Below are 12,614 nucleotides of genomic sequence, written 5' to 3'. Positions count from 1 at the left end.
GTGGCGGCAGCCGGCTCAGTCCAGCAGTTCCGCCATGCGCTCGCCGATCTCCGCCGGCGACCGCACGGTGGCCACGCCAGCCGCGTCCAGTGCCGCGAACTTGTCGTCGGCGGTGCCCTTGCCGCCGCTGATGATGGCGCCGGCATGGCCCATGCGCTTGCCGGGCGGAGCGGTCACGCCCGCGATGTAGGCCACCACCGGCTTGGTGACATGGGCCTTGATGAACTCGGCGGCCTCCTCCTCGGCGGTGCCGCCGATCTCGCCCACCATCACCATGCCGTGGGTGTCCGGGTCGGCCTCGAAGCGTTCCAGGCAGTCGATGAACCCGAGACCCTGGATCGGATCGCCGCCAATGCCCACGCACGTGGACTGCCCCAGTCCGGCCAGCGTGGTCTGGTGCACGGCCTCGTAGGTCAGCGTGCCCGACCGGGACACGATGCCGATGCGGCCCTTCTGGTGAATCTGGCCTGGCATGATGCCGATCTTGCATTCGCCCGGCGTGATCACGCCCGGGCAGTTGGGGCCGATCAGCACGGCATCGCTGTCGGCCAGTGCGGCGCGTACCCGCAGCATGTCGAGTACCGGAATGTGTTCGGTAATGCACACGATCACCTTCACCCCGGCATCCGCGGCTTCCAGCACCGCGTCGGCGGCAAAGGCGGCCGGCACGTAGATCATGGTGGCCTCGGCGCCGGTTTCGGCCACCGCGTCATGGCAGGTGTTGAACACCGGCAGCCCGAGATGGCTTTCGCCGCCCCGTCCGGGGGTGACACCGCCCACCAGCCGGGTGCCGTAGGCCAGGCACTGCTCGGAGTGGAAACTGCCCTGCTTGCCGGTGAAGCCCTGGCAGATCACACGGGTTTGCTTGTCGACGAGGATGCTCATGGATGTTGTCCGAAAAGTAGGTGGCGTGGAGGACGACTCAGCCCGCGGGCGGCCGTCCGGTGGCGAGGCGCATGCGGCGGGCCGTATCAGGCGGCCCGGGCGGCGCCGACCACTTTCTGGGCCGCGTCGGTGAGATTGTCCGCGGCGGTCAGGTCCATGTCGGCGTCCTGGAGCATCCGGCGGCCCTCCTCCGCGTTGGTGCCCTCCAGCCGGACCACCACCGGCACCGAAACGCCGACTTCGTTGACCGCCTTGATGATGCCCTCGGCGATCAGGTCGCAACGCACGATGCCGCCGAAGATGTTGACCAGGATCGCGCGGACGCTGTCACCGGACAGGATCAGCTTGAACGCCTCGGTCACCCGCTCGGCGGTGGCGGCGCCGCCCACGTCCAGGAAGTTGGCGGGGTCACCGCCGTGCAGCTTGACCAGGTCCATGGTGCCCATGGCCAGACCGGCGCCGTTGACCATGCAGCCGATGTCACCATCCAGCGTGATGTAGGACAGATCATGCTCGGCGGCTTCGGCCTCGCGCGCATCTTCCTGGCTGACGTCGCGCATCTCGGCCAGTTCCGGATGGCGGTAGAGCGCGTTGTCGTCCAGGTTCAGCTTGGCATCCAGCGCCACCAGATTACCGTCGCGGGTGACGATCAGGGGGTTGATCTCGACCAGACTGGCATCGAGGTCCACGAACAACCGGTAGAGGCGATCCAGCAGCTTGCAGAATTCGCCCACCTGTTTCTTGTCCAGCCCCAGGAAGAATCCCAGCCGCCGACCCTGGTAGGCCTGCAGGCCGGCGGCCGGATCCACCGCCACATGCATGATCTGCTCGGGCGTGGCCTCGGCCACTTCCTCGATGTCCATGCCGCCCGCGGCCGAGCCCATGAACACCACCCGGCGGCTGGCGCGATCGACCAGCACCGACAGGTACAGCTCCCGTTCGATGGCCGCCGGGGCCTCGATGTAGACCGAATTGATCGGCAATCCGTCGCCGCCGGTCTGCTTGGTGACAAGCGTCTCGCCCAGCATGCCCTCGACGGCTGCACGCAGTTCATCCATGCCGTCGCAGATCTTCACGCCGCCGGCCTTGCCGCGGCCGCCGGCGTGGACCTGGGCCTTCACCACCCAGCGGTCGCCGCCGAGTTCGCGGGCGACCCGCTCGGCGTCGCCGACGCTGCGGGCCACACTGCCCTGGCCGGCGGGAATGTCGAAGCGCTGGAACAGCGCCTTCGCCTGGTATTCATGCAGATTCATGACTGGTTTCCGATTGCTGCTGATCCGTCACCCCGGCCGACCAGGCGGGCATTGTCGCCAATGGCCCCGGCCCGGTAAAGGCGATCGACCGAACACGGGATGCGGATACAAAAAAGCCCGCCAGCAGCGTCGGGGCTGTTGGCGGGCTCGAGAAGACGCATCGAAGCGCGGTTACTCGTCGCTTTCGGCCGGCTGCACTTCCAGCAGCTCGACGTCGAAGATCAGCGCCTCGTTGGGCCCGATGTTGGCGCCGGCTCCCTGCTGGCCATAGGCCAGGTCGGCCGGGATGAACAGACGGTAACGTGCACCCTCGCTCATCAGCTGCAGCGCCTCGGTCCAGCCCGGAATGACCGCGTTCACCGGGAAGGTGACCGGTTCGCCGCGCTCGCGCGAGCTGTCGAAGACGGTACCGTCGATCAGCGTGCCTTCGTAGTGGACGCGCACGCTGTCCTCCGGCCCGGGCGACGGGCCGTCGCCGGCCTCGATCACCTCGTACTGCAGGCCACTGTCGGTGACCGTGACCCCGTCCTTGTCCTTGTTCTCGGCCAGGAAGGCTTCGCCCGCGGCCTGGTTATCCTCGGCCTCGGCGGCCTTTTCCTGCTGCTGGGCGGCCTGCAGTTCCTGCATGAAGGTCTGCAGCGTTTCGCGCGATTCCTGCTCGGTCAGCTGCGTCTCGCCGTCCTGCAACCGATCGCGCAGACCGGCCGTCAGATAATCCAGCTCGAGCTCGGCCGGCATATCGGACAGCGACTTGCCGATATCCATGCCCAGGGCATAGCTGCGCTTCTGCTGATCAGTATCCAGCGACAGCGTGTCAGACTCACCGGTGGCGCTTTCGGCAGCCTGCGGTTCGGCGTCGCCGGCCGGGGCCGCGTCGTCACCCGAATCCTGGCCACAGGCGGTCAGCACCAGGCCAAAAACAATCAGCGTCAAGAATCTGGTCATCCGGATATCCTGTTTTGCGTAAACATACGGGCGGCAAGCCTACGCCAATGCGGCGTCGCAAAAAAGGCCCGGCGCGTATCACGGACAGGAAGCCATCACCGTTACGGGGAAACGTATGCACGTTCGACAACTCATCGGAATCGTCCTGTTCGCCGCCAGCGCCGGCGCGATCGCCACCCCGGCCGGAAAACCGGCACCCAATCTGACACCCACCGAGGTGGTGGAAGGCCAGCTCGCCGCACTACGGGACAACGGTGATGACGACAGCGGCATCGCGCGGGCCTACCGCTTCGCCTCCCCGGATAACCGGGCCAGCATCGGCGGCCTGAGCGCCTTCACGCGCATGATCCATGAGGGTTACCAGGACATGCTGCGTCACCGGAAGGCCCGCATTCTGGATGCCGAGACCGACGGCGACGAGGCATTGGTCCGGGTAGTGCTCGACCTGCCCGGCGGGGGTCGGTCGGCGTATGTATTCGTGCTCGTCCGCAGCTCGACCGCCGATTGCGAGCAATGCTGGATGACCGGCGGCGTGATGCCGGTGGCACCGCCGGCGGATCAGGGGCAGATGATCTAGGGCCCCTGGTAGGTTCCGGCGGTCTCGCTGTTGTCGCGGAAATCATCGGTCCGCGGGTCCAGTTCGAGTATGGGCGGCGCCGTCTGGGACGCCACGACGTTGACGAAGCGGCCCTGCTGCGCCATCGGCAGCGCCGGCGTGTAACGCATGCGCACCACCACGAATCCGGCCAGCAGCAGCAGGCCGGCGGCCAGGAATGCGAACAGCCCGGCCGGCCCCAGCACTTCCATCAAGCCGGCCCCCAGCAGGGGCCCGAGACAGGTGCCCAACCCGAACGTGAACAGCAACCCGGCGCTGGCAGCCACCGGATTGCCCTCGGTCATGTTGTCGGTAATCATCGCCAGGCTGATCGGGTACAGACAGCCGGCCACGCCGAACACGATGGCGGTGGTGGTGTAGAGCGCCCAGCCGTAGTCCTGCCCGAACAGCATGCCGGCCACCGCCGCGATGCCCGCGGCCGCGGCCAGAAACCCGAGCACGAAGCGGCGGTCCATCAGATCGGACAGATGCCCCAGCGGCCACTGCAACAGCATGGTAGCCACCACCGCGAACATCATGTAACGGGCCACGCCGGCTACGTCCATGCCGATGGCCGAGGCATACAGCGGCCCCAGGGTCAGGAACGCGCTGGACAGCAACCCGGCCACCACCGCCCCCAGCCAGCCGCTCGGCGATAGCTGCCAGAGTTCGACGAAGCCCAGGCGGTCGACCGAGCCCATCACCGGCGCCTCGGAACGGGTCAGGGCCAGCGGCACCAGCGACAGCACCATCAGAATGGCCACGAAGCTGAACATGGGATAGACCTCGTCCGGGGTGAACCCCACCAGATACTGCCCCCCGGCGGCCGCCGAGAAGAAGACGATCTGGTAGATGCCCAGCAGGGCCCCGCGGGTGGCGGCGCTGGCGCGACCGGAAATCCAGCTCTCCAGCACCATGATCAGCCCGGCGTGGCAGAACCCCACGAACAGCCGCAGCAAGGCCCAGAGCCAGCCGCTAACGTACAGCGGATGGATCAGCGCTGCCGCGCAGCCGATCGCGGCGAAGGCGGCAAACGAGCGGATCTGGCCCACGCGCCGGATCAACCGGGTGGCCACCCGCGTACCCAGCACGAAGCCCACCGAGTGGAAGACCAGCACCAGGCCGATCGCCATCGGGGAAAAGCCGGTCTCGGCCAGCTGCACCGACAGCAGTGTGCCCAGCAGCGAACTCCCGGCGATTAGCAGCGCCAGGCTGGCAAACATCGCCGTGAGGGAAATGATGATCTGGCGCATGGTCAGCCCGGATCAGGGCCTGTTAACACTACCGAGATCGCCGCGAACAAGGGTCAGCGGCGCCGGCGTCCCAGCCTGAGCCGCAACGCATTCAGGCGAATGAAGCCTTCCGCGTCCTTCTGGTCATAGGCCCCGGCGTCGTCCTCGAAGGTGGCAACGGCGGCATCGAACAGACTGTCGTTGGCCGAGTCCCGGCCCACCACCGATACCGACCCCTTGTACAGCCGCAGGCGCACCACGCCATTGACATGAGTCTGCGAGGCGTCGATCGCGGCCTGGAGCATCTCGCGCTCCGGCGCGAACCAGTAGCCGTTGTAGATCAGCTTGGCGTAGCGAGGCATCAGCTCGTCCTTGAGATGACAGGCCTCGCGGTCGAGCGTAATGGATTCGATCGCCCGATGCGCCTTGAGCATCAGCGTGCCGCCCGGGGTTTCGTAGCAGCCGCGTGACTTCATCCCCACATAGCGGTTCTCGACGATATCGATGCGGCCGATGCCGTGGGCCCCGGCAATACGATTCAGCCGCGCGAGCACCTCGTATGGCGTCAGGCGCTCACCGTCGACGGCAACGATGTCGCCCCGCTCGAAGGTGAGATCGACTTCCTGCGCCTGATCCGGCGCGGCTTCGGGCGGCACGGTCCACCGCCACATGTCGTCCTCGGCCGGGGTCCAGGGGTCCTCCAGCACGCCGCCTTCATAGGAGATGTGCAACGCATTGGCGTCCATCGAATAGGGCGAGCCGCCGCCCTTCTTCTTCTCGATCTCGATGCCGTGCTGCTCGGCATAGGCCAGCAGCTTCTCGCGCGAGTTGAGATCCCATTCGCGCCAGGGCGCAATCACGCGGATGTCCGGATTCAGCGCGTAGGCCGACAGCTCGAAGCGCACCTGGTCGTTGCCCTTGCCGGTGGCCCCGTGGGCGATGGCGTCGGCGCCCGTCTGGGCGGCGATCTCGACCTGGCGCTTGGCGATGAGCGGCCGCGCGATCGACGTACCCAGCAGGTACTCGCCTTCATAGATGGCATTGGCCCGGAACATCGGGTAGACGAAATCCCGCACGAACTCCTCGCGCAGATCGTCGACGAAAATTTCCTTGACCCCCAGGGCCTGGGCCTTGGGACGGACGCTGTCCAGTTCCTCGCCTTGGCCGATGTCGGCGGTGAAGGTCACCACCTCGCAGCCGTAGGTATCTCCCAGCCACTTGAGAATCACCGACGTATCGAGCCCGCCCGAATACGCCAGGACGGCCTTTTTCACCTCTGCCATGGAATCGTTTCCGCGGTTGCTGCGTCAGGGGGCGCGATTATACAGGTGCTACCATGCGCCAATGAGCGGTTCCGATGATGGTATGGCCGGGTACGGTCCCCCGATCCCGATGGTCAAGCGGTTTCGCGGCTTTCTGCCGGTGGTGGTGGATGTCGAAACCGGGGGTTTTCACGCCGCCACCGATGCCCTGCTGGAAATCGCCGCCGTGACCCTGCGCTTCGACGAGGACGGCTGGCTGGGCATCGACGAATCGCACGCGTTCCATGTCCAGCCCTTCGAGGGCGCCCGCATCGACCCGGCCTCGCTCGAGGTCAACGGCATCGACCCGCATCATCCCCTGCGCCCTGCCCTGCCCGAGCGCGAGGCGCTGGGCCGGATGTTCCGCGAGGTGCGCCGCGCGATCCGCGACGCCGAATGCAAGCGGGCGGTGCTGGTCGGGCATAACGCCCATTTCGATCTCGGCTTCGTCAACGCTGCGGTGGAACGCGCCGGGATCAAGCGCAACCCGTTCCACCCGTTTTCGGTATTCGATACCGCCACCCTGGCGGGGGTGGCCTACGGGCAGACCGTGCTGCGGCGAGCCGCCGAGGCCGCCGGCCTGGGCTGGGACAGCAGCGCGGCCCACTCGGCTCGTTATGATACGGAGCAGACGGCAGCGCTGTTCTGCGCCATCGTCAACCGCTTCCGCGACAATTTCGAGGCCGCCGTCGGCGCCTGAACACCGGGGGAACCAACGTGGAAACCACCATCGCGCAACTCGCCGACCCGGCCACGCTGCTGCAGCTGGCCCTGCCCTATCTGGTGCAGGTCGCCGGCGCCATCTTCATCTTCTTCATCGGTCGGCTGCTGGCGCGCCTGCTGGTGGCGGTTCTGCGGCGGTCGATGACCCGCGCCCAGGCCGATGAAACCATCGTCGAATTCGTCGGCACGGTGGCCAACGTCGTTCTGATGGTGTTCGTGGTAATCGCCGCGATGAGCCAGCTCGGTGTCAAGACCACGGCGGCCGCGGCGATTGTCGGCGGCGGCGCCCTGGCCGTGGGGCTGTCGCTGCAGGGTCAGCTCTCGGCGCTGGCGGCCGGGGTGATGCTGATTCTGTTCAAGCCCTTCCGCAGGGGCGATTTCGTGGAGGCCGCCGGCCAGTTCGGCACGGTGGAGGCGGTGCGCATCGTCAACACGCTGCTGGTGACCACCAACAACCAGGAAGTCACCATCCCCAACAACCAGGTCTGGGCCAGCCCGATCACCAACTACTCCGCCCGCGACACCCGCCGCATGGATCTGACCGTGTCGATCAGCCTGGACGGGGATGTCGACCGCGCCAAGACGGTGTTGCAGGAAATCGTGGACACCGACGCCCGGGTACTGGCCGACCCGCCACCGGCCATCCGCGTCAACGCGATCACCGAATCCTCGGTGGACATCCTGTTCCGGCCCTGGCTGCAACGGCCGGAATTCTGGGATGCCTACTGGGACACGGTGGAAGCGATCAAGAAACGCTTCGACGCCGAGGGCATTCCCTTCGCCCACCAGCGCCGCTTCGTCCACATGACAGCGCCGGATCGCGACACCGCCTGAGCGGCCACCGGTCACCAGCGCGGCCGGAACCATAGAATTTGCACACTTGGTGACGCGCGGCCGGCGCCTGTCATCTTGCCGTCACCGCCCTGTCATTGAAGTGGCATCGTCACTACCTAGCCTTGTGTCGCACGTTACGGCACGAGGACAATGCCATGGCAACCGCCGCCCGCGATGTCACCCGCCTGACCCGGACACCCCGACTGGTCACGGCACTTGCACAGCAGCCCGACGAAGTCACCGAGAGCCTGGCCCTGCGTCACCGCGTATTCGTGCGGGAAATGGGCGCCCGGGTGGAGAATGCCGACTCCGGCCTGGAGCGCGACGCGTTCGATACCCACTGCCGCCACCTGCTGGTGCGCGACACCTGGACCGGCGCGGTGGTGGCCTCCACTCGCATTCTTACCGATGACCGGATCGAGGCCACCGGCGGCTTCTATTCCGCCGGCGAATTCGATCTGGACGCCGTTCTGGGCCTGCCCGGCCGGTTCATGGAGATCGGCCGCACCTGCGTGCATCCCGACTACCGGCGCGGCGGCGTGATCGCGGTTCTCTGGTCGGGGGTATCCGACCTGATCCGGCGCGAGGGTTACCAGCACCTGATCGGCTGCGCCAGCATCGAACTGGACCAGGGCCTGGGCCGCGCCCACGCCATCTACCGCTACCTGGCGGATAACCACATGGGCCCGGGATCGCAGCGGGTGGTACCGCGTCTGGCGTTGCCGGCGGCGGATGCCGCTGCCTCGCCGGGGCGCCTGCCGCCGCTGCTGAAGGCCTACATCAGTCTGGGCGCCCGCGTCGGCGGCCCCCCGTGCTGGGACCCGGATTTCGGGGTGGCGGATTTGTTCATGCACCTGGATGTGGCTAATCTCTGCCCGCGTTATGCCCGCCACTTCCTGCACCGACAGCCCCAACCCGCCCGGCGCATGGCGGCTATCGCTTAAGAGTCTGCGGCTGGCCGGCCACATCCTCGCCGGCTTCGCCATCCTCGCGGCCATGCCGATGCGGCGCCGGCACGCAGGCCGCATGGCCGGCTGGTGGTACCGCCGCCTGCTGCGCATCATGGGCATTGCGGTCGAGGTGCGTGGCCGCACCCCGGCGCCGGGCACGCTGGTGGTGGCCAACCATGTGTCCTGGCTGGACATCATCGTCTTCGGCGGCCTGCTGGACGCAGCCTTCGTATCCAAATCGGAGGTCGGCGACTGGCCGGTGATCGGCCGCTTTGCCCGCCTTACCGGCACCATCTTCCTGCCGCGCGGGGCGGGAGAAACCCGCGAGGCCAGCAACCGTATCGGCGCCGCACTGGCCGCGGATCGCTGCGTGATGCTGTTTCCCGAAGCCACCACCCGGGCCGACCTGCTACCCAGCCGCTTTCACGCGCGGCTGTTCGCGGCTGCCATCGACGGCGGCCACACGCTTCAGCCCGCCGCCCTGCACTATCCGCGCGGCGACGCCCGTCCCGGCCACCACCCCGACGCACCCTGGGTCGGGGCCGCCAGCCTGGCGCCGCATTTCATGACGCTGTTCCGCAGGCACGGGATGCGCGCCCGGGTGACGTTCTGCCCGCCGGTCCCGGTCGCCGGCCGCGACCGGCGCGCGCTGGCCGAGCAGAGCCATGCCGCGATCGCGGCAGCGCTGGAAGCGTCGGCCGAACCCGACGCCGATTAGATCGCGTTAGCTGCCAGTATTCCGTGGCGGCAGTACCAGCGTTATTTCCACTCGCCGATTGGCGCGTCGGCCGCCGGCCGAGTCGTTGCTGGCGCGTGGGTCCGCCGCGCCCCGGCCCTCGGCATCGATGCGGCTGTCCGCGACGCCCTGTTCGAGTAGCGCCGCGCGCACGGCGTCGGCCCGGCGCTGCGATACCGCCCGATTGTAGGCGGCCGCCTGTTCGCCCCGGCCCGCATCCTGCAGGTCGGGGTTGTCGTCCAGAAACGCGGACAGATTGCCGGCCGAGGGCGGCGTGTTGTCGGTATGTCCCACCACCTGCACCCGGTAACGCGGATGCTCGTCCAGAAAGGTCGCGACCCGATCGACCACGGCCATGGAATCGCCGGTCAGGCGGTCGGTGCCGGTGGCGAATACCAGCTCGCCGAACTCGCCCGGGGCCACCATGGTGCCGGCCCAGCGCTGGTCGACCGCGTCCCGGGCATCCAGCTTGTTGCTGACAGTAGCGAGCTGGCGCAGCCCGGTCTCGCGCCGGGCATCGGCCCGGGCGATCTGCGCCCAGCGCCGGGCGGCGTGCGCCTGCCGGCCGACCTCGGCCAGGCCCGCCGGCGAGGACAGCGGGTCATCGGCGATGCCGGACCAGGTGGCCCGCGCGGCATCCAGCGTCTGCACCGCCTGCTGCAGCGCCTCCGGGGCATACTCGTCGACACCGGTCGTGCGCCGCGCGGCATTGACCGCCTGCTCGGCGGCATCCAGCGCGGCGAAGCCCACGGGCTCGCCCTGATCGTTGTGGCGCAGCTTGTCCTGCACGGTCTGCGGCACGTCGCCATCCCCGAGCTGTGCCGCCGCCGGCGGTGGCGGGGGTGGCGGCACCGGATCGGTCTGCCAGACGGCACAGCCGCCGAGCCATGCGGCACTGATCACGAGGCTGAGTACAAGATAGGTGCGGCTCATCGCGGCGCCTCCTCGGCCTGCGCGGCCGGCTGCGCATCGAGTTCCGCCTGCAGCTGGTCGAGCTTCGTCTGCACCGCCCGCGCCTGCGTCTGCGACAAGGCATAGCGCGCGTCGAGGGTGGCGGCCTGCACCAGACCCTCGATCCGGGTCCGCTGTTCGTCGCTCAGCGATTGCCCTTCGCCGGCGACCTGATACAGCAGGGCGCGGGCCGCGGTCAGGCGTTGGCGGGCATCGCGAAGCGGGCCCGGCGCCAGCCGCTCCGCGCCAGCGGCCGCTGCTTCCTCGATGGCAGCCCGGGCGGACGCCAGCCGGGACTCGTCAGGCGCCTGCGGCGCTACCATCGGTTCGGGGTTGCTGGCGCAGCCGGCCACCAGGCCGAGGCAGGTCAGCAGCAGGACGATCGGCATTCGCCGCATGGACGGTTCTCCTGATCGCGACTCGCGCGGACGTGGAATTGAAGGCAATAGTCTAACAGTGCGCCCGGCGCACCCGTTCCGGTCGACTCATTCGGCCGATGGCACCGGGGGACCACCAAGGGCCGCCAGCGTGGCCGGACGGCCGACGTCGTGCCAGCGCCCGTCGAAGGGCAGGCCTGCGACCCGGCCAGCCTCGATGGCCGGTTGCAGGGCCTCGCCCAGCCCAAAGCGGACCGGTCGCTCGCCACCGAACAGGCCCGGCCGGTAGACACCGATCCCCGCGAATGTCCGGCGCGAATCGCCCGACGCGCCCCGCCGCACCCGATCACCGACCAGCGCGAAATCCCCGTCGGGGTGATGCGCCGGATTGGGCACCAGCACCAGCCGCGCCAGATCATCCGCGCCCATCGGCGTCGTGAGCTGCCGGAAATCGAAATCCGTGAACACGTCGCCGTTGACCACCAGGAATGGCGCATCCGGGAGCAGCGGCAGGGCCTGCCGGATGCCGCCGCCGGTATCCAGCGCCCCCGGTGTTTCAACCGAGTAGAGAATGCGCAGCCCGAAGCGGTCGCCCTCGCCCAGCGCGGCCATGATGGCATCCGCCAGCCAGGCGACATTGATCACCACCTGGTCGAAGCCGGCCGCGGCCAGCGCGTGCAGATGGTGTTCGATCAGCGGCCGACCCGCCACCGGCACCAGCGGCTTGGGCAGACGGTCGGTAAGCGGGCGCAGGCGCTCGCCGCGCCCGGCGGCCAGGATCATGGCACCCCGGGTCGGCGCGTCAGCCGGCATTGTCACCGTCGAACACGTGGCGTTCGAGCAGTTCGCGCAGACCGGCCAACGCCGGGTAGGCCCGCACCACCGGCCGCAGATAGGCCAGGAAGCGCGGCGCATCCGCCAGATACGTCGGCTTGCCGTCGCGGTAATTGATACGCGCGAAGATGCCAAGCACCTTGAGGTGGCGCTGCAGCCCCATCCAGTCGCAATCACGCCGCAGATCGGCGAATTCCCCCGGCACCGCCAGGCCGGCGGCCCGGGCCCGGCGCCAGTAATCAGACAGCCAGATATCCACCCGCTCCTGCGGCCAGCTGATGAACGCATCCTTGAACAGGGAGATGAGATCGTAGCTGTAGGGACCGAAGCGCGCGTCCTGGAAGTCGATGACACCGGGATTGCGCTGGCAGACCATCAGGTTGCGGGGCATGTAGTCACGATGCACGAACACCCGGGGCTGGCCCCGGACCTGGTCGATGATGGTGTCGAACGCCTGATCCAGCGCGCGGGATTCCGCCTCATCCAGGGTGACGCCGAGATGGCGCTGCAGATACCACTCGGGGAACAGAGCCATTTCCCGGCGCAGCGTGTCGTCGTCGTACTCGGGCAGGACCCCGGGCCGGCTGGCGACCTGCCACTCGATCAATGCCTCCAGGGCGTCGGCAAACAGCACGTCCGCGCTGCGCGCATTCAGGGCGCCCAGGTAACCGGTATCCCCCAGATCCTCGAGCAGCATGAAACCTCGATCGAGATCCTGCTCATGGATGGTCGGCACATGCAGTCCGGCGGCGGCCATGAGCGCGGCCACGTCCGCGAACGCATGGCAGTCCTCCCGGTCGGGCGGGGCATCCATCGCGATCCAGCGACGGTCGCCCGCCGTCACGCGGAAGTAGCGGCGAAAGCTGGCATCGCTCGACGCCGGGGTCAGCGCCACGTCGCGCAGCCCGGCGGCATCCGCGAGCCAGCCACGCAACTCGGCCAGGCGGGCGTCCTCTGTCAGGGTCTGGGTCATGCGATAAGCTGCTGTTTGCGGGCCC

14 protein-coding genes are annotated in these 12,614 nt (G+C 68.2%); 5 read left to right on the top strand and 9 right to left on the bottom strand.

The features are described 5' to 3' along the window. Positions 1-15 precede the first annotated feature (15 nt). From sucD to bamJ, 3 genes are all read right to left on the bottom strand, one after another. Positions 16-885, bottom strand: coding sequence for a succinate--CoA ligase subunit alpha (gene sucD, locus RM531_RS03925; protein ID WP_311657472.1), 870 nt, complete (start codon positions 883-885; stop codon positions 16-18). 86 nt (positions 886-971) lie between these two features. Beyond that, positions 972-2,138, bottom strand: coding sequence for an ADP-forming succinate--CoA ligase subunit beta (sucC, locus tag RM531_RS03920; protein WP_311657470.1), 1,167 nt, complete (start codon positions 2,136-2,138; stop codon positions 972-974). 171 nt (positions 2,139-2,309) lie between these two features. Continuing rightward, positions 2,310-3,083, bottom strand: a complete 774-nt coding sequence (gene bamJ / locus RM531_RS03915; protein WP_311657469.1) for a BamJ family beta-barrel-assembly machinery protein — start codon at positions 3,081-3,083, stop codon at positions 2,310-2,312. 115 nt (positions 3,084-3,198) lie between these two features. Between bamJ and RM531_RS03910 the strand changes: the two genes are divergently transcribed. Continuing rightward, on the top strand, positions 3,199-3,660 hold the full coding sequence (locus RM531_RS03910; RefSeq protein WP_311657467.1) for a DUF4864 domain-containing protein: 462 nt from the start codon (positions 3,199-3,201) through the stop codon (positions 3,658-3,660). Here the strand turns inward: RM531_RS03910 and RM531_RS03905 are convergent. Together RM531_RS03905 and RM531_RS03900 are read right to left on the bottom strand one after the other, a co-directional pair. After that, complete coding sequence (locus RM531_RS03905) at positions 3,657-4,931, bottom strand: MFS transporter (RefSeq protein WP_311657465.1); 1,275 nt, start codon at positions 4,929-4,931, stop codon at positions 3,657-3,659. The two genes, RM531_RS03910 and RM531_RS03905, sit on opposite strands and share 4 nt — an antisense overlap. A gap of 53 nt (positions 4,932-4,984) precedes the next feature. Continuing rightward, positions 4,985-6,193 (bottom strand): argininosuccinate synthase, encoded by a 1,209-nt coding sequence (locus RM531_RS03900; RefSeq protein ID WP_311657464.1) that lies wholly within the window; start codon positions 6,191-6,193, stop codon positions 4,985-4,987. A 61-nt stretch (positions 6,194-6,254) separates the two neighbouring features. On the opposite strand from RM531_RS03900, the gene rnt reads away from it, so the two are divergent. From rnt to RM531_RS03880, 4 genes are all read left to right on the top strand, one after another. Continuing rightward, positions 6,255-6,911 (top strand): ribonuclease T, encoded by a 657-nt coding sequence (rnt, locus tag RM531_RS03895; RefSeq protein WP_311657463.1) that lies wholly within the window; start codon positions 6,255-6,257, stop codon positions 6,909-6,911. A 17-nt stretch (positions 6,912-6,928) separates the two neighbouring features. Beyond that, the gene (locus tag RM531_RS03890) at positions 6,929-7,768 is read left to right on the top strand and encodes a mechanosensitive ion channel family protein (protein ID WP_311657462.1); all 840 of its coding nucleotides are present in this window, start codon (positions 6,929-6,931) and stop codon (positions 7,766-7,768) included. Positions 7,769-7,923: 155 nt separating this feature from the next. Beyond that, positions 7,924-8,712: a GNAT family N-acetyltransferase gene (locus RM531_RS03885; protein WP_311657460.1), complete on the top strand. Its 789-nt coding sequence runs from the start codon at positions 7,924-7,926 to the stop codon at positions 8,710-8,712. Beyond that, a complete protein-coding gene (locus RM531_RS03880) occupies positions 8,651-9,436 on the top strand; it encodes a lysophospholipid acyltransferase family protein (RefSeq protein ID WP_311657458.1) in 786 nt (261 codons plus the stop codon). The genes RM531_RS03885 and RM531_RS03880 overlap by 62 nt, the downstream gene beginning before the upstream one ends. 6 nt (positions 9,437-9,442) lie before the next feature. On the opposite strand, the gene RM531_RS03875 is transcribed toward RM531_RS03880, so the two are convergent. From RM531_RS03875 to RM531_RS03860, 4 genes are all read right to left on the bottom strand, one after another. Beyond that, positions 9,443-10,387 (bottom strand): OmpA family protein, encoded by a 945-nt coding sequence (locus RM531_RS03875; RefSeq protein WP_311657456.1) that lies wholly within the window; start codon positions 10,385-10,387, stop codon positions 9,443-9,445. Then, the gene (locus RM531_RS03870) at positions 10,384-10,803 is read right to left on the bottom strand and encodes a DUF4398 domain-containing protein (RefSeq protein WP_311657455.1); all 420 of its coding nucleotides are present in this window, start codon (positions 10,801-10,803) and stop codon (positions 10,384-10,386) included. The genes RM531_RS03875 and RM531_RS03870 overlap by 4 nt, the downstream gene beginning before the upstream one ends. Positions 10,804-10,890: 87 nt before the next feature. Beyond that, positions 10,891-11,595, bottom strand: coding sequence for an N-acetylmuramate alpha-1-phosphate uridylyltransferase MurU (gene murU, locus RM531_RS03865; protein WP_311657823.1), 705 nt, complete (start codon positions 11,593-11,595; stop codon positions 10,891-10,893). Next, positions 11,585-12,589: an aminoglycoside phosphotransferase family protein gene (locus RM531_RS03860; RefSeq protein WP_311657454.1), complete on the bottom strand. Its 1,005-nt coding sequence runs from the start codon at positions 12,587-12,589 to the stop codon at positions 11,585-11,587. The genes murU and RM531_RS03860 overlap by 11 nt, the downstream gene beginning before the upstream one ends. Positions 12,590-12,614 lie beyond the last annotated feature (25 nt).

The organism is Spectribacter acetivorans, from assembly GCF_031846305.1.
Lineage (GTDB): Bacteria > Pseudomonadota > Gammaproteobacteria > Nevskiales > Salinisphaeraceae > Spectribacter > Spectribacter acetivorans.
Note: the sequence above shows the minus strand (reverse complement) of the source record. Positions and strands in the feature narration are given on the sequence as shown.